Source organism: Geobacillus sp. TFV-3 (assembly GCF_009901865.1).
Taxonomy (GTDB): domain Bacteria; phylum Bacillota; class Bacilli; order Bacillales; family Anoxybacillaceae; genus Geobacillus; species Geobacillus thermoleovorans_A.
This window is the reverse complement of sequence record NZ_MPSP01000001.1, coordinates 308,378-325,171: the sequence shown is the minus strand read 5'-3', so window position 1 is coordinate 325,171 and position 16,794 is coordinate 308,378. Positions and strand designations below refer to the sequence as shown.

Here is a 16,794-nt window from a genome sequence, read left to right as displayed (position 1 = left end):
ATCCCCTAGCTAATCGGTTTTCCGTCGGTAATGGCCAGACTTCCCGCCCGTTTTTTCGACCAAATACGTCGGACCGATGACCATTCCTTTATCCAGCGCCTTGCACATATCATACACCGTCAACGCACAGACCGAGGCGGCCGTCAGCGCTTCCATTTCCACTCCTGTGCTCCCTTTTGTTTTCACCGTTGCAGTGATGACGAGCTTATGCGCTTCACCATCGTTTTCCCATGCAAAAGCAATGTCCACACCCTTTAACATAAGCGGGTGACACATTGGAATAAGGTCAGCTGTCTTCTTCGCCGCCATCACCCCCGCTACTTGAGCGACGGCGAGCACATCCCCTTTCTCGATCGCATTGTTCGTCATTTTTTCGTAAATTTCCCGGCTGACAGTCACGCTCGTTTGCGCCACAGCCACTCGCACGGTATCTTCTTTGTGCGTAATATCAACCATTTTCGCCCGCCCTTGTTCATTGAAATGAGTGAACGATGACAATACAATCTCCTCCATTTATACACTATACACGATTTTTCATCATTCGTCTTTGACCGTTTCCGCGACTTACGTTAAACTATTCGCGAGGTGAAATGACATGATCATTTTGCAAGTGCACGGGCTCACGAAATATTTCGGCGCTGACCTTATTTTATCGAATATAAAACTAGAAATACAGTCCCGCGACCGAATTGCCCTTGTCGGCCGCAACGGAGCGGGAAAGTCGACATTGTTGAAAATCATCGCCGGTGAACTCTCTTTCGACAGCGGCAAAATCATCAAACCAAACCATATCAAAATCGGCTATTTGGCGCAAAACAGCGGGCTCGACTCTCCGAGTTCCATTTGGGACGAAATGCTTGAGGTATTCACCCCGCTTCTAGGACTCGAAAAACAGCTCGCCGAACTCAGCATGCAACTCGGCGCCCCGAATGTGCTCGCCGATCCAGCCCGCTATAAAAAAACACTCAAAACGTATGACGAACTGCAAGAACAATATAAAGACCAAGGCGGCTACCAATACGAAGCCGACATCCGATCCGTTTTGCACGGGCTACAGTTTTCCTCATATGATTATAAAACAACGCCCGTCTCGTCGTTAAGCGGCGGACAGCGGACGCGTCTCGCCCTTGGGAAATTGCTGTTGTCCAAGCCGGATTTATTGATTTTGGACGAGCCGACGAACCATTTGGATCTTGAGACGCTCGCCTGGCTAGAGCAGTACTTGCAAGCCTATCCCGGTGCCGTCCTGGTTGTTTCCCATGACCGCTACTTTTTAGACAAAATCGTCACCGACGTATACGAACTGTCGAATGCCACGCTTAAACACTATGCTGGCAACTACAGCCGCTATTTGGAGTTGCGGGCCGAGCAATACGAACAAGAGTTAAGACGGTACGAGAAACAGCAGGAAGAAATCGCCCGACTTCAAGACTTCATCCAGCGCAACATCGCTCGTTCCTCGACGGCCAAACGGGCGCAAAGTCGGCGAAAGCAACTGGAAAAAATAGAACGTCTCGAGCGGCCTGTCGGCGATGAAAAATCAGCCTCCTTTTCGTTCTCGATCGCTCGGCCGAGCGGCTATGAAGTGCTCACGGCTGAAGACATAGCTGTTGGCTATGGCGACGGTGCACCCATCATCCGCCAAGTGAGCTTCCGCATCACGCGCGGCGAAAGTGTCGCCCTAGTCGGACCGAACGGCATCGGCAAGTCGACATTGCTGAAGGCGATCGCCCAAAAGCTCCCGATCCAAGCGGGAGAGCTCCGCTACGGCGCAAACGTCCAAATCGGCTATTACGATCAAGATCAAGCTGATTTGTCATCGAACAAACGGGTGCTTGACGAGCTGTGGGACGCCTACCCCGAAAAGACAGAAAAAGAAATTCGCACTGTGCTCGGCAATTTCCTCTTTTCCGGCGATGACGCTTTAAAACCGGTCTCCGCTTTAAGCGGCGGGGAGAAAGCACGCCTGGCGCTCGCCAAGCTGATGCTGCAAAAAGCAAATGTCCTTCTGTTGGACGAACCGACAAACCATCTAGACCTCGACAGCAAAGAAGTGCTCGAGCAAGCGCTCATCGACTACCCGGGAACGATTTTGTTCGTTTCCCACGACCGCTATTTCATCAACCGAATCGCAACGAAGGTGTTTGAGCTTTCCAGCGACGGCCTAACCGAATACTTAGGCGACTATGATTACTACATCACCAAAAAAGAAGAAATGCGCGAACTGGCTCTCCTGAACGCCCGCCCGACAGAAACGGCCAGTGATTCGGCCAAAACGGCGTACGAGCAAGAAAAAGAGGAAAAAAAACGGCGGCGCCAACGCCAACGCCGCTTGGATGAAATCGAAGCCGAGATTGCAGCGCTTGAAGCACAAATCGCTGAGATCGAGCAGCAACTTTGCAATCCATCGGTTTACGGCGACTATGAAGCGATGCAACGATTGACGCAAGAAAACGAAAAGCGGAAGCAGCGAGTCGAAACGTTATTGGCCGAATGGGAACAGCTTTATACTTCACTATAACCGACAACCCGCCGAAACTAGAGGCGGGTTGTTCTTTACTTAGTCACATTATCCACAAAACAATCCACAATTTCTACCTTGGAATATAAGTTATTCACCAACTTTCCCACATTATCCACAAAAAACATTTTCCTTTTGCACAAAAATCGATGTGTATTGCTTTTCTTATGTTGATAGTGTTTTACCGCTTTTTCCACATTGCCCACAGATTTGTGGATAAAAATATACACAAACTTTTTCACACTAAAACAAAAAGGACGGACCGTTTGTCTGCCGCAAACGGATCGCCCTTCGGTGTCTCTCTCGTTTCAGCCCAACCCCAACTGCCTGGAAGGCTGGTGATTTAATGAAAGAACAGCGCAAAACCAGTTCTTCCTAGACAAGCGGCAAGCTTGGATTGGCATTGAGTGCCAAGTCCGCCCGCTTTCCTTGTTGGTACAACACCGTTCCCGCCGCCGCAATCATCGCCGCATTGTCGGTGCACAGCGACAATGGCGGGATGACAAGCTCTACATTGGGGAGCTCTTTCATTTTATTCTGCAGTGCGTCCCGTAACCCACGGTTGGCCGCCACCCCGCCGGCGAGCAACACTTGCCGCACGCGGTATTCCTTTGCCGCCTGCACGGTTTTCGTCACTAACACATCGACGACGCTGGCCTGAAAGCTCGCAGCCATCAGCCTCGGATCGATCTCCTCGCCGCGCTGCTTCGCGTTGTGGAGCGCATTGAGTACAGCTGACTTCAAGCCGCTGAAGCTGAAATCATACGAACCTTCCTCAAGCCATGCTCGCGGCAAATCAATCACTGGCTCACCCTCATGGGCCAGCCGATCGATGTGCGGGCCTCCTGGGTATGGAAGGCCTAAAGCCCGAGCCACCTTGTCATACGCTTCACCGGCAGCGTCATCGCGCGTTTCGCCGATCACCGCAAAATTCCCATGCTCCTTCATGTACACTAGTTCCGTATGACCGCCCGAAACGACGAGCGCCAACAGTGGAAACTTCATTTCAGCCACTAATTGATTGGCGTAAATATGACCGGCGATATGATGCACCCCAATAAGCGGCAGTCCATAGGCAAACGCCAACGCTTTCGCCGCATTCACCCCTACAAGAAGCGCCCCAACAAGCCCCGGCCCGGCCGTCACCGCCACTGCATCAAGGCCCGCAAACGATACGCCGGCCTGCTGCATCGCTTCCTCAATCACGAGCGTAATTTGCTCCACATGATGGCGAGAAGCAATTTCCGGCACGACGCCGCCAAATCGCCGATGGCTTTCCATTTGTGACGCCACTACATTCGATAAAATCTCTCTTCCGTTTTTCACGACTGCCGCCGCCGTTTCATCACAGCTCGTTTCAATGCCTAATACATATACGTCTTCATTCATCTCAGCTTCACCCACATGACTAACGCGTCTTCAAAGTTATCCGGATAATACCGTTTGCGAATGCCTCCATTGCGAAATCCAAGCTTTCGGTACAGCGACTGGGCAACATGATTGGACACACGCACCTCAAGCGTCATCGTCGCCGCCCCGTGCTGCCTGGCCATGTCCATCAAGCGTCGCATGAGCGCTTCACCAAGCTTTTGCCCACGAAACTGCGGCAACACAGCTACATTCGTCACATGCGCCTCATCGATGACAAGCCACATCCCACCATACCCGATGATCCGCCCGTTGTACATCATGACGATATATTTGGCATAGCGGTTGTACATAAGCTCGTTGTAAAACGATTCACGGCTCCAAGGCGAAGTAAACGATGCCCGCTCGACTTGCACGACTTCATCAATGTCATGAATGGTCATTGGCCGAAATTGAACATGGATCCCCATCGTTCTGTTCCCCTTTTTGTTTGGCAAGCCATTTCGCCTCCGCCTCGGCAAGGCGGAGATAGTTCGGCACAAACACATGGGCGTTCTCACGCTCTTTTTGTTTGCCTAGCATCACCAACTCGCTCGGACGCGGCAACGCCAAAGACGGCGGGGCCACGTGAACCCGCTCGCCTAAATGACTTCGAAACAAATCACGATATAGCGGTGCATCCGCACCAATGAACAATACATCCTCTTCCCGCTTGCTCAACCGACGCGCCCACTCATCCGCCGCCACAATCCGGTCCTCCTCAAGGCAACGGAGGGCACCGCCTTCGTAGCGATAAAGCCCGGTGTAAATTTGTCCGCGCCGTGCGTCAAACAGCGGAACGATCACCCCAGGAAAATAACGGCCATTGGCGGCGAGCACCTCAAGGCTCGACACCCCGGCGATCGGAATACCGAGCGACCAAGCAAGCGTTTTCGCAATCGTCACGCCGATCCGCACCCCGGTATACGACCCCGGCCCTTTGGCTACAACGATTAAATCGAGATCTTTTGGAGCAACGTCACATCGTTGAAGCAACAACTCAATAGCTGGCATCGCCCGAGACGAATGATCTTTTTTAACATTGGTGATAAATTCCCCTTTCACGACATCTCCATCCACCAAAGCAATGCCAAGCGGCATATTCGATGTATCAATTCCTAATACTTTCATGACGCAAAAATCTCCTTGCACAACTGTTCATAACGCTCACCCGACGGCACAAAGCAAAGCAACCGCTCATCGCCGCCTCGATGAAACAAGGAAACGGTCAGCCGTTCCTCAGGCAGCTGGCCGGCGATCAAATGCGCCCATTCGACAACCGTGACGCCATCGCCGGAAAAATATTCGTCAAATCCAAGATCCTCCCATTCATCTTCAAGTCGATATACGTCCATATGATAAAGCGGAAGCCGTCCATCATATTGCTTAATAATCGTAAACGTTGGGCTATTGACCGTTTGCGTAATGTTCAATCCTTCGGCAAGACCTTTCGTAAACGTCGTCTTTCCCGCTCCGAGATCGCCTTCTAACGCGATGACCATTCCTGGCTCAAGATGTTCACCCAACCGACGGGCCACCGACTTCGTTTCTTCTGGAGAATGCACCAAAAGTTCAACTTTCCCCATTTTATTCCACCTTATCCCACTTTATCATCTTCGCTCTTGCTTTTGAAATTGTATCATATCCGAACATCTTGCCGCCACTTTCAAAACCAAAAATAGACATAAGGAAAAAGGAAAAACAAAAAGGACGACCCCGCGCAGCCCTTTGGCTCGCTGGCAGATCGCCCTGTTGCGCAATCACCCCTAAAAAAGAAAAAGGGAATGAGGCGTGTGTGACTCCCTGGTAAATGAATAGCCTAGCAGCGACCTACTCTTGCAGGGGCGCTGGCCCCAACTACCATCGGCGCTGGAGGGCTTAACTTCCGTGTTCGGGATGGGAACGGGTGTTTCCCCTCCGCCATAGCCACTAGGCAAGCATTTTGATTTTGACATCATTTATTATACTTGAAAAATAAACAATGTCAAGAAGGAAATTCATTCCTTCAAAACTAGATAACCGTCGGAAGAAGCCGCAAGCCTGCGCTTTTCGTTGTCCAGCTCCGGCTCGCCGCCGCTTTTCTTGTTGTCCAGTTCCAGCGCCTAGCTCTCTTCTGCCAAATAACCTTCCCCCTCGGGGTGCAAGCACCCCTGCGGGTGAAGAACATTTGGCATCGAGAGCTGACCGCGGCGCTTCCACTTTTCTCGTTAGGTCAAGCCCTCGATCGATTAGTATCCGTCAGCTCCACGTGTCGCCACGCTTCCACCTCGGACCTATCGACCTCGTCATCTTCGAGGGATCTTACCCGCTTCACGCGGTGGGAAATCTCATCTTGAGGGGGCTTCACGCTTAGATGCTTTCAGCGCTTATCCCGTCCGCACATAGCTACCCAGCGGTGCCCCTGGCGGGACAACTGGTACACCAGCGGTGCGTCCATCCCGGTCCTCTCGTACTAAGGACAGCTCCTCTCAAATTTCCTCCGCCCGCGACGGATAGGGACCGAACTGTCTCACGACGTTCTGAACCCAGCTCGCGTACCGCTTTAATGGGCGAACAGCCCAACCCTTGGGACCGACTACAGCCCCAGGATGCGATGAGCCGACATCGAGGTGCCAAACCTCCCCGTCGATGTGGACTCTTGGGGGAGATCAGCCTGTTATCCCCGGGGTAGCTTTTATCCGTTGAGCGATGGCCCTTCCATGCGGAACCACCGGATCACTAAGCCCGACTTTCGTCCCTGCTCGACCTGTCCGTCTCGCAGTCAAGCTCCCTTGTGCCTTTGCACTCTCCGAATGATTTCCAACCATTCTGAGGGAACCTTTGGGCGCCTCCGTTACCTTTTGGGAGGCGACCGCCCCAGTCAAACTGCCCGCCTGACACTGTCTCCCACCCCGCTAAGGGGTGCGGGTTAGAATTTCAATACCGCCAGGGTGGTATCCCACCGCCGCCTCCACCGAAACTGGCGCTCCGGCTTCCCAGGCTCCCACCTATCCTGTACAAGCGATACCAAAATTCCATATCAGGCTGCAGTAAAGCTCCACGGGGTCTTTCCGTCCTGTCGCGGGTAACCTGCATCTTCACAGGTAGTATAATTTCACCGGGTCTCTCGTTGAGACAGCGCCCAAGTCGTTACACCTTTCGTGCGGGTCGGAACTTACCCGACAAGGAATTTCGCTACCTTAGGACCGTTATAGTTACGGCCGCCGTTTACTGGGGCTTCGGTTCGCACCTTCGCTTCCGCTAAGCGCTCCCCTTAACCTTCCAGCACCGGGCAGGTGTCAGCCCCTATACGTCGCCTTTCGGCTTCGCAGAGACCTGTGTTTTTGATAAACAGTCGCTTGGGCCTTTTCACTGCGGCTCTTCCAGGCTCTTCACCCGAAAGAGCACCCCTTCTCCCGAAGTTACGGGGTCATTTTGCCGAGTTCCTTAACGAGAGTTCTCCCGCGCGCCTTAGGATTCTCTCCTCGCCTACCTGTGTCGGTTTGCGGTACGGGCACCTCTTCCCTCGCTAGAGGCTTTTCTTGGCAGTGTGGAATCAGGGACTTCCGGAATGCTCCGTCGCCGTCACCGCTTGGCCTTAGCGACCCGCGGATTTGCCTGCGGATCAGCCTCACGGCTTGGACAGGCTCTTCCAGCCGCCTGCTCGCCCTATCCTCCTGCGTCCCCCCATCGCTCAAACGGGAAGAAGGTGGTACAGGAATCTCCACCTGTTGTCCATCACCTACGCCTTTCGGCCTCGGCTTAGGTCCCGACTAACCCTGAGCGGACGAACCTTCCTCAGGAACCCTTAGGCTTTCGGCGCAGAGGATTCTCACCTCTGTTTTCGCTACTCATACCGGCATTCTCACTTCTAAGCGCTCCACCAGTCCTTCCGGTCTGGCTTCTCTGCCCTTAGAACGCTCCCCTACCGATGACCAACGGTCATCCCGCAGCTTCGGCGGCACGTTTAGCCCCGGTACATTTTCGGCGCAGAGCCACTCGACCAGTGAGCTATTACGCACTCTTTAAATGGTGGCTGCTTCTAAGCCAACATCCTGGTTGTCTTTGCAACTCCACATCCTTTTCCACTGAACGTGCACTTCGGGGCCTTAGCTGGCGGTCTGGGCTGTTCCCCTCTCGACCACGGATCTTATCACTCGTAGTCTGACTCCCGGGCATAAGTCGTTGGCATTCGGAGTTTGACTGGGTTCGGTAACCCGGTTTGGGCCCCTAGCCCAATCAGTGCTCTACCTCCAACACTCTTAAACCCGAGGCTAGCCCTAAAGCTATTTCGGGGAGAACCAGCTATCTCCAAGTTCGATTGGCATTTCACCCCTACCCACACCTCATCCCCGCACTTTTCAACGTGCGTGGGTTCGGGCCTCCAGCCGGTGTTACCCGGCCTTCACCCTGGACATGGGTAGATCACCTGGTTTCGGGTCGACGACGACGTACTAAACGCCCTCTTCAGACTCGCTTTCGCTGCGGCTCCGCCTCTTCGGCTTAACCTCGCACGCCATCGTCACTCGCCGGTTCATTCTACAAAAGGCACGCCATCACCCATCAACGGGCTCTGACTACTTGTAGGCACACGGTTTCAGGTTCTCTTTCACTCCCCTCCCGGGGTGCTTTTCACCTTTCCCTCACGGTACTGGTGCACTATCGGTCACTAGGGAGTATTTAGCCTTGGGAGATGGTCCTCCCTGCTTCCGACGGGATTCCTCGTGTCCCGCCGTACTCAGGATCCGCTCGGGAGGGAACGAAGTTTCGACTACAGGGCTCTCACCTTCTCCGGCCGGCCGTTCCAGACCGGTTCGTCTACCCCGTTCCTTTCTCACTCCCGTCGTGAGCGGTCCTACAACCCCAAGAGGACAAGCCTCTTGGTTTGGGCTGTTCCCGTTTCGCTCGCCGCTACTCAGGGAATCGCGTTTGCTTTCTTCTCCTCCGGGTACTAAGATGTTTCAGTTCCCCGGGTGTGCCCTCCATACCCTATGGATTCAGGCATGGATACTGCCCCATTACGGACAGTGGGTTCCCCCATTCGGACATCTCCGGATCTACGCTTGCTTACAGCTCCCCGGAGCGTTTCGGCGTTTGCCCCGTCCTTCATCGGCTCCTAGTGCCAAGGCATCCACCGTGCGCCCTTTCTAGCTTAACCTAAAGCGTCTCGGCTTCTTCCTTGTGTCAATCGGTTATCTAGTTTTCAAGGAACGAAGTAGCTTCTTTGAATTCACTTCTTCGCTGGTTTGCGTCGAGGAATCCAGCTTCTCTGAACCGGCTGGTAGACGCAGACGCAAACGAAGCTGTTGCTTGAATTTGCTTCTCTGCAGTCTTGCGTCGAGGAATTCGGCTTCTCTGAATCCGCTTGTAGACGCAGACGCAAAACATTTGAGAGAACATGACTCGTTCCCTCAAAACTGAACGAAACGAAAGCGCAATGAATTGGTAAAGTCGGCTATTAACAGCCTCCGCTTTTCTCCTTAGAAAGGAGGTGATCCAGCCGCACCTTCCGGTACGGCTACCTTGTTACGACTTCACCCCAATCACTTGCCCCACCTTCGGCGGCTGGCTCCCGAAACGGGTTACCTCACCGACTTCGGGTGTTGCAAGCTCTCGTGGTGTGACGGGCGGTGTGTACAAGGCCCGGGAACGTATTCACCGCGGCATGCTGATCCGCGATTACTAGCGATTCCGGCTTCATGCAGGCGAGTTGCAGCCTGCAATCCGAACTGAGAGCGGCTTTTTGGGATTCGCTCCCCCTCGCGGGTTCGCAGCCCTTTGTACCGCCCATTGTAGCACGTGTGTAGCCCAGGTCATAAGGGGCATGATGATTTGACGTCATCCCCACCTTCCTCCGACTTGTCGCCGGCAGTCCCTCTAGAGTGCCCAACCGAATGCTGGCAACTAGAGGCGAGGGTTGCGCTCGTTGCGGGACTTAACCCAACATCTCACGACACGAGCTGACGACAACCATGCACCACCTGTCACCCTGTCCCCCGAAGGGGGAACGCCCAATCTCTTGGGTTGTCAGGGGATGTCAAGACCTGGTAAGGTTCTTCGCGTTGCTTCGAATTAAACCACATGCTCCACCGCTTGTGCGGGCCCCCGTCAATTCCTTTGAGTTTCAGCCTTGCGGCCGTACTCCCCAGGCGGAGTGCTTATCGCGTTAGCTGCAGCACTAAAGGGTGTGACCCCTCTAACACTTAGCACTCATCGTTTACGGCGTGGACTACCAGGGTATCTAATCCTGTTTGCTCCCCACGCTTTCGCGCCTCAGCGTCAGTTGCAGGCCAGAGAGCCGCCTTCGCCACTGGTGTTCCTCCACATCTCTACGCATTTCACCGCTACACGTGGAATTCCGCTCCCCTCTCCTGCACTCAAGTCCCCCAGTTTCCAATGACCCTCCACGGTTGAGCCGTGGGCTTTCACATCAGACTTAAGGGACCGCCTGCGCGCGCTTTACGCCCAATAATTCCGGACAACGCTCGCCCCCTACGTATTACCGCGGCTGCTGGCACGTAGTTAGCCGGGGCTTCCTCGTGAGGTACCGTCACCGCGCCGCCCTCTTCGAACGGCGCTCCTTCGTCCCTCACAACAGAGCTTTACGACCCGAAGGCCTTCTTCGCTCACGCGGCGTCGCTCCGTCAGGCTTTCGCCCATTGCGGAAGATTCCCTACTGCTGCCTCCCGTAGGAGTCTGGGCCGTGTCTCAGTCCCAGTGTGGCCGGTCACCCTCTCAGGCCGGCTACGCATCGTCGCCTTGGTGAGCCGTTACCTCACCAACTAGCTAATGCGCCGCGGGCCCATCCGCAAGTGACAGCTTTCGCCGCCTTTCAACCGAAGACCATGCGGTCTTCGGTGTTATCCGGTATTAGCTCCGGTTTCCCGAAGTTATCCCGGTCTTGCGGGCAGGTTGCCCACGTGTTACTCACCCGTCCGCCGCTGACCAAACTAGAGCAAGCTCCAGTCCGGTCCGCTCGACTTGCATGTATTAGGCACGCCGCCAGCGTTCGTCCTGAGCCAGGATCAAACTCTCCAAAGAAAGTGGATTACTTCCTGCATGATCCAGCTTCGGCTCGCCGCCGCTCGGGGTCAAATAACCTTCGCCTTCGGGATTAGAAATCCCTGCAGGCGAAGAACATTTGCCCGTCGCGGCGAAACGCTCGCCTCCGCTTTTCTATTGCGCTTCGTTTCGTTCAGTTTTCAAGGAACGAAGTAACTCTATGGGCTCTTGGAGCGGGTGATGGGAATCGAACCCACGACATCAGCTTGGAAGGCTGAGGTTTTACCACTAAACTACACCCGCATATTTTTTGACTAAACATCCACCACACTCTTTCATGCCCCTTCCTCTTCCAGTCGATTCAAAGAAGCTAGATGCGTCGGGGCAACTCGAAGCGTATTCGGAGAAGTGAAGGCTCGTGGCTGAGGTTTTACCACTAAACTACATCCGCATAATATTTAGCTTAACAAAATCGGGAAGACAGGATTTGAACCTGCGACCCCATGGTCCCAAACCATGTGCTCTACCAAGCTGAGCTACTTCCCGATGATGGCGCGCTCGAGAGGATTCGAACCCCTAACCTTCTGATCCGTAGTCAGATGCTCTATCCAATTGAGCTACGAGCGCAATAGATTATTGCACCAAAGAGACGGATTTCATTTTAGCAACTCACTGTGTTGCTGTCAATAGTTTATCTAAAAAATGCGGTCGAGAGGACTTGAACCTCCACGGGGTCGCCCCCACTAGGCCCTCAACCTAGCGCGTCTGCCATTCCGCCACGACCGCATATTGACTAATCAGTGCGGGTGGAGGGACTTGAACCCCCACGCCGTGAGGCGCCAGATCCTAAGTCTGGTGCGTCTGCCAATTCCGCCACACCCGCTAATATGGTGAGCCATGGAGGACTCGAACCTCCGACCCTCTGATTAAAAGTCAGATGCTCTACCTGCTGAGCTAATGGCTCATATATGTAACACATAAAAATGGCTGGGCCAGCTGGATTCGAACCAGCGCATCACGGAGTCAAAGTCCGTTGCCTTACCGCTTGGCTATGGCCCAGCGATTTAGTGCAATGGCGGTCCCGACGGGACTCGAACCCGCGATCTCCTGCGTGACAGGCAGGCATGTTAACCACTACACTACGGGACCACAAATCGCGGGGATCACCCCGCGCTATTCAGTGACCCGTACGGGATTCGAACCCGTGTTACCGCCGTGAAAGGGCGGTGTCTTAACCACTTGACCAACGGGCCACGCATATACGCATCGGAGTGGCGGAGAAGGCGGGATTTGAACCCGCGCGCCGTAAAGCCACGACCTAACGGTTTAGCAAACCGTCCCCTTCAGCCACTTGGGTACTTCTCCAAAGAAATGGCTCCGCAAGTAGGATTCGAACCTACGACCTACCGGTTAACAGCCGGTTGCTCTACCGCTGAGCTATTGCGGAATGATGTTTGACAATCGACATTGTTTATTATATTGAGCAACTTGTCGTTTGTCAATACGTTTTCCCGCAACTTGCTCTACTGTTTTCCGCCGTTTAGCGACGGCTTTTATAATTTAGCACATGATCATCTTGATTGTCAACCTTTTTCCGCAAAATGTTTTGTTTGATTATTGGCGTTGACTGGACATTATAGTTTAACATATTCTTGACGAAAAGACAGCTTGTCTCTTTTCTCGACTGACGAACACCAAGTCTTGACGAAAGACCGAAAAACCCCCGCTTTCAGACCTATGCACGGGTCTGAAAGCGGCGTTGTTCAATCGCCCGACAGTCGATCAAATGCCGGGGCTATTTGACACTATGTAAAAGCTGCAAATGTTAACGCTTCAAATTGCATCTACTCTGAAAATACCTAAACTGCAAAATGTGTAAAATCGCAATATTCGACATAGAGATATTTTCATCCTTCCGATGGCAACCAAATTTTTCTGTCATGGGAGTCTAGGATAGTTTGAGCTTGCTTCGGCAGCGCCCGCAAACATAACGGTCTATGTTGATCCGTCTTTTGCGGCGGTAGGTGAGGCCGCAGGACGTACAAATGTATGTGTAGATCGTTTTCGACGCTTTTGTATTTCCAGCAAGCGGGCGACAATAGCGAGGCGCCCCCACTTTTTGCAGCAGTTCGCGGAAGTCGCGGTCGCGGTGGCGGTAGCCTTTTCCCTCAAGGTGCAAGTGGTAATGGCAAAGCTCGTGTTTGATGATGGCGATCAATTCTTCCTCGCCGAACTGCTCGTAATGTTTTTTATTGAGCTCAATGTTGTGCGTTTGCAGCATGTAGCGCCCGCCGGTGGTGCGCAAACGCGGGTTGAAGAAAGCGGTATGGCGGAACGGCTTGCCGAACACGCGAATGGAAATTTGTTCGACAAGGGCTTGCAGCTGCTTTTGGTCCATGGTGGGTCTCTCCTTCATCTTTTGGCACAGGACAATTCACCACCACATACATATATATTACCTTTCCACTGTCAGGGAGGTGACTGATTTTGCCTACATGGCTGAAAAATCAGATGAGACGAGCCTACTACGAGAAAAACCGTGAGCAAATTAAACTGTTGAACCAATGCTGGTTTTTTTATCGGAGAAAACACTGCTCCTAAGGCAGTGCTTTCTCCATTTCACTCTTTCGGCGGCACCATCGACAGCGATATTCTTCCCTTCGCCACATCGACATGTTCGACCCATACTTTGACGACGTCGCCCACCGAGACGACATCGAGCGGATGGCGCACGTATTGTTTGCTTAGCTTCGAAATGTGCACGAGCCCATCCTGTTTAACCCCAATGTCGACAAAGGCGCCGAAGTCAACGACGTTGCGCACAGTTCCTTCCAGCTCCATGCCTGGCTTCAAATCTTCCATCTTCAACACATCTTTGCGTAATAGCGGCTTGGGTAGCTCGTCGCGCGGGTCGCGCTCTGGGCGGCACAACGCGTCAATGATGTCGCGCAACGTCAGTTCTCCGATGCCGAGCTCGGCAGCCACCATTTCGGTCTCGATGGCTTGTAGCGCTTGGCGAAGTTCGTCGCTGCCAATGGCGGCGGTCGTAAATCCTAACTTACGCAACAGTTGCTTCACTTCCGCGTACCGCTCGGGGTGAATTGGCGTGCGGTCGAGCGGTTCGTCGCCATCAACGATGCGCAAAAAGCCGATGCACTGCTCGTACGTTTTCGCTCCGAGCCGAGGAATTGTTTTCAGCTCTTCGCGGTTGCGGAATTTCCCTTGCTCTTCGCGGCGCTTGACGATGTTTTCTGCAACGGTTTTCGTGAGCCCGGACACGTACTGAAGCAGAGAGACGGAGGCGGTGTTGACGTTGACGCCGACTTGGTTGACGACCGTCTCGACGACGAAGCGAAGCGACTCGGCAAGCTTTTTTGGCGACACATCGTGCTGGTATTGGCCGACGCCGACCGATTTTGGATCGATTTTGACAAGCTCGGCGAGCGGGTCTTGGACGCGGCGTGCGATCGAGACGGCGCTCCGCTCTTCGACTTGCAGGTCGGGAAACTCAGCGCGTGCAAGGTCGGACGCCGAATAGACGCTCGCTCCGGCCTCGTTGACGATTAAGTAAAAGATGTCGCGCTGCACATGCTTGAGCGTGTCGGCGACAAACTGTTCGGTTTCCCGAGATGCTGTTCCGTTGCCAATAGCGATCATATCAACGTGATAGTCGTCAAGCAGGCAAAGAAGTTTCGCGCGCGCCTCTTCTTTTCGCTCTTGCGGCGGATGCGGATAGATCACATCAATGCGAAGCAGTTTCCCCGTTTCGTCGACAACGGCGAGCTTGCACCCAGTCCGATAGGCTGGATCGATGCCGAGCACCGTTTTTCCTTTGAGCGGCGGCTGGAGAAGCAGTTTGCGCAAGTTTTCAGCGAAAATATGAATAGCCCGCTCCTCCGCTTTTTCCGTCAACTCGTTGCGGATGTCCCGTTCAATGGCAGGCTCCATCAGCCGCTTGTATCCGTCCTCGATCGCTTCTGCCACGATGGGAGCGGCCGGGGACGATTCATCAGCGACTGTTTTTCGCCGCAAATAGCGAATGATGTCCTCAACAGGCGCCTTGATCGAGACGCGCAGCACCTCTTCCTTTTCGCCGCGGTTTAACGCCAACACGCGGTGCGGAACGATTTTAGAGAGGGGTTCCTCGTAGTCGTAGTACATTTCGTACACATTCTTTTCGTCCTTTTCCGGCGCTTTGGCAACCGAAGCAATCGTTCCTTTCCGCCGCGTCTCGTCGCGCACCCATTGACGAAGAGCAGCGTCATCTGCCACTTTTTCGGCGATGATATCTTTCGCCCCTTGCAGCGCCTCTTCAACGGTTGCGACTCCTTTTTCTTCGTTGATGAACCTCTTGGCCTGCTCTTCGGGATTCGGGGCTGACGGACATGAAAGGAGCCAGTCCGCAAGCGGCTCAAGCCCTTTCTCTTTCGCGATCGCTGCTTTCGTGCGTCGTTTTTGCCGGTATGGGCGGTATAAATCTTCCACTTGCTGCAGCTTCGTGGCCGCCATAATTTCGTGTTTTAACTCTTCCGTCAACTTCCCTTGCTCATCAATGAGGCGGAGCACTTCTTCTTTCCGTTGTTCTAAATGTTGCAAATACTCCCATCTCTCAAGCACTTCGCGAATTTGCACTTCGTCGAGCGCCCCGGTCATTTCTTTCCGATAGCGGGCAATAAACGGGATCGTGTTTCCTTCTTGATGGAGTGCGATGACGTTTTCGACTTGCTTCGTTGCCAGCTGCTGCTCGGCGGCAATTACTTCAATGAGCCGCTGTTCGTTAGCCAAACGATTCCCTCCTTAATGATATTGGACTTGAACCCTCTCCCGCCTACATTTGCGTTTCGATGCGGAAGGTTCTTGGGAACACCCTCCTCACGGCGGGCTGTTAACTAAGCCATCTCCGTACGTCCCACGGTTCAGCGACGAAAGATACCGATTCCATCCCCCACTGACGCTCACGCGTGGAAGTGGGGATCTTTTCGGTTTAGGATGATAAAAAAAGCGCTGCCTGTACGCAGCTGCTTTGTGAAACAGTATACATAGATGAAAATGGAGGGACAGACCGTTTCGTGAGGCCGATCTGCCCATCTCACGCCATTAGCGTGAACATAACCTAGACCGATGCCGCACGTCAACGCCGCTTTCCCCATCCGCTCGGCCGCCCGTTGGCAACCGAAAACGCCGTTTCTCTTCTCCTGTTCGCTGTTATGCCGAAACAAAGGTTTTTCGCTCCATCAAAAGTCGATCAGTCCTAAGCTAATTTGCAGCGCCTCATCGACTTTATCCATCATTTCATCGTCCAAATGAGTGATTTTATCGGTCAGCCGTTGCTTGTCGATCGTGCGAATTTGCTCAAGCAAAATGACCGAATCGCGTTCAAACCCATAGCGTTTCGCGTCAATCTCGACATGCGTCGGCAGCTTCGCTTTTTGGATTTGCGCCGTAATCGCCGCGACAATCACCGTCGGGCTAAAACGATTGCCGATATCGTTTTGGATCACCAACACGGGGCGCACGCCGCCCTGCTCCGAGCCAACAACCGGGGAAAGGTCCGCAAAATACACGTCGCCACGTTTGACAATCAAAGCATTACCCCCCGCTAACTAAGCGTTCAACGGTGTGGTCGGCCTCGTATTCAGCATGAAACGCTTCAGAAGCGATAGATAAATTGATTTTCGCCATTTCCATGTAGCCTCGTCTCATCGCCTCGCGAATTTGCCGTTTCTTCCGCTCGCGAATGTACATTTTCGTCGCTTGATAAATGAGTTCATTGCGGTTGCCGTTTTCCTGCTTTACGAGCACGTCCAGTTCTGTCAGCAGCGACTGCGGCAAACGAACGACGATTTCCGTTGTTGCGCCAGATTCCGACACAAATATACACCTCC

Annotated in this window: 11 protein-coding genes, 11 tRNA genes and 3 rRNA genes; 2 read left to right on the top strand and 23 right to left on the bottom strand. The window is 53.5% G+C overall.

Annotated features, from left to right (window positions below; all coding sequences use genetic code 11):
- Nucleotides 1-9: 9 nt before the first annotated feature.
- The gene (moaC, locus tag BJQ97_RS01700) at nt 10-498 is read right to left on the bottom strand and encodes a cyclic pyranopterin monophosphate synthase MoaC (RefSeq protein WP_044732468.1); all 489 of its coding nucleotides are present in this window, start codon (nt 496-498) and stop codon (nt 10-12) included.
- 97 nt (nt 499-595) lie between these two features.
- Between moaC and BJQ97_RS01695 the strand changes: the two genes are divergently transcribed.
- Nucleotides 596-2,521: an ABC-F family ATP-binding cassette domain-containing protein gene (locus BJQ97_RS01695; protein WP_160155260.1), complete on the top strand. Its 1,926-nt coding sequence runs from the start codon at nt 596-598 to the stop codon at nt 2,519-2,521.
- 375 nt (nt 2,522-2,896) lie between these two features.
- On the opposite strand, the gene tsaD is transcribed toward BJQ97_RS01695, so the two are convergent.
- The 19 genes from tsaD to BJQ97_RS01600 all read right to left on the bottom strand — a co-directional run bounded on the left by tsaD (nt 2,897) and on the right by BJQ97_RS01600 (nt 13,307).
- Nucleotides 2,897-3,910, bottom strand: a complete 1,014-nt coding sequence (gene tsaD, locus BJQ97_RS01690; RefSeq protein ID WP_160155259.1) for a tRNA (adenosine(37)-N6)-threonylcarbamoyltransferase complex transferase subunit TsaD — start codon at nt 3,908-3,910, stop codon at nt 2,897-2,899.
- Nucleotides 3,907-4,359, bottom strand: coding sequence for a ribosomal protein S18-alanine N-acetyltransferase (gene rimI / locus BJQ97_RS01685; protein WP_160155258.1), 453 nt, complete (start codon nt 4,357-4,359; stop codon nt 3,907-3,909). Before rimI ends, tsaD begins: the two co-directional genes overlap by 4 nt.
- Nucleotides 4,319-5,059, bottom strand: a complete 741-nt coding sequence (tsaB, locus tag BJQ97_RS01680; protein ID WP_160155257.1) for a tRNA (adenosine(37)-N6)-threonylcarbamoyltransferase complex dimerization subunit type 1 TsaB — start codon at nt 5,057-5,059, stop codon at nt 4,319-4,321. The genes rimI and tsaB overlap by 41 nt, the downstream gene beginning before the upstream one ends.
- Entirely contained in the window at nt 5,056-5,514 is a 459-nt protein-coding gene (tsaE, locus tag BJQ97_RS01675; RefSeq protein WP_160155256.1) for a tRNA (adenosine(37)-N6)-threonylcarbamoyltransferase complex ATPase subunit type 1 TsaE, read from the bottom strand. Before tsaE ends, tsaB begins: the two co-directional genes overlap by 4 nt.
- Nucleotides 5,515-5,745: 231 nt before the next feature.
- A 5S ribosomal RNA gene (gene rrf / locus BJQ97_RS01670) occupies nt 5,746-5,862 on the bottom strand.
- 274 nt (nt 5,863-6,136) lie between these two features.
- Nucleotides 6,137-9,065 (bottom strand): 23S ribosomal RNA (locus BJQ97_RS01665).
- 326 nt (nt 9,066-9,391) lie between these two features.
- Nucleotides 9,392-10,948 (bottom strand): 16S ribosomal RNA (locus BJQ97_RS01660).
- The 16S, 23S and 5S rRNA genes sit together here with 11 tRNA genes alongside, the layout of an rRNA operon.
- A 190-nt stretch (nt 10,949-11,138) precedes the next feature.
- Nucleotides 11,139-11,212 (bottom strand) — tRNA-Gly (locus BJQ97_RS01655).
- Between the two features lie 169 nt (nt 11,213-11,381).
- A tRNA-Pro gene (locus BJQ97_RS01650) sits at nt 11,382-11,455 on the bottom strand.
- A gap of 4 nt (nt 11,456-11,459) precedes the next feature.
- Nucleotides 11,460-11,536: transfer RNA gene (locus tag BJQ97_RS01645), tRNA-Arg, on the bottom strand.
- A gap of 76 nt (nt 11,537-11,612) precedes the next feature.
- Nucleotides 11,613-11,695: transfer RNA gene (locus BJQ97_RS01640), tRNA-Leu, on the bottom strand.
- A gap of 15 nt (nt 11,696-11,710) precedes the next feature.
- Nucleotides 11,711-11,792 (bottom strand) — tRNA-Leu (locus tag BJQ97_RS01635).
- Nucleotides 11,793-11,797: 5 nt separating this feature from the next.
- Nucleotides 11,798-11,873, bottom strand: a tRNA-Lys gene (locus BJQ97_RS01630).
- Nucleotides 11,874-11,893: 20 nt separating this feature from the next.
- Nucleotides 11,894-11,968 (bottom strand) — tRNA-Gln (locus BJQ97_RS01625).
- 14 nt (nt 11,969-11,982) lie between these two features.
- Nucleotides 11,983-12,058, bottom strand: a tRNA-Asp gene (locus BJQ97_RS01620).
- Nucleotides 12,059-12,090: 32 nt separating this feature from the next.
- Nucleotides 12,091-12,162, bottom strand: a tRNA-Glu gene (locus BJQ97_RS01615).
- A gap of 19 nt (nt 12,163-12,181) precedes the next feature.
- Nucleotides 12,182-12,274 (bottom strand) — tRNA-Ser (locus tag BJQ97_RS01610).
- A 7-nt stretch (nt 12,275-12,281) separates the two neighbouring features.
- Nucleotides 12,282-12,356, bottom strand: a tRNA-Asn gene (locus BJQ97_RS01605).
- A 501-nt stretch (nt 12,357-12,857) separates the two neighbouring features.
- Nucleotides 12,858-13,307, bottom strand: coding sequence for a SprT family protein (locus BJQ97_RS01600; RefSeq protein WP_160155255.1), 450 nt, complete (start codon nt 13,305-13,307; stop codon nt 12,858-12,860).
- Between the two features lie 89 nt (nt 13,308-13,396).
- On the opposite strand from BJQ97_RS01600, the gene cmpA reads away from it, so the two are divergent.
- Nucleotides 13,397-13,510 carry a cortex morphogenetic protein CmpA gene (gene cmpA / locus BJQ97_RS01595; protein WP_013144046.1) on the top strand — a complete coding sequence of 38 codons (114 nt, stop codon included), beginning with the start codon at nt 13,397-13,399 and terminating at the stop codon, nt 13,508-13,510.
- An 18-nt stretch (nt 13,511-13,528) separates the two neighbouring features.
- On the opposite strand, the gene BJQ97_RS01590 is transcribed toward cmpA, so the two are convergent.
- The 3 genes from BJQ97_RS01590 to BJQ97_RS01580 form a co-directional block, all read right to left on the bottom strand.
- A complete protein-coding gene (locus BJQ97_RS01590; protein WP_160155254.1) occupies nt 13,529-15,694 on the bottom strand; it encodes a Tex family protein in 2,166 nt (721 codons plus the stop codon).
- A gap of 449 nt (nt 15,695-16,143) precedes the next feature.
- Nucleotides 16,144-16,494, bottom strand: a complete 351-nt coding sequence (ndoA, locus tag BJQ97_RS01585; protein ID WP_003253417.1) for a type II toxin-antitoxin system endoribonuclease NdoA — start codon at nt 16,492-16,494, stop codon at nt 16,144-16,146.
- Nucleotides 16,495-16,498: 4 nt separating this feature from the next.
- Nucleotides 16,499-16,780: a CopG family ribbon-helix-helix protein gene (locus BJQ97_RS01580; protein WP_013144044.1), complete on the bottom strand. Its 282-nt coding sequence runs from the start codon at nt 16,778-16,780 to the stop codon at nt 16,499-16,501.
- Nucleotides 16,781-16,794: the final 14 nt, after the last annotated feature.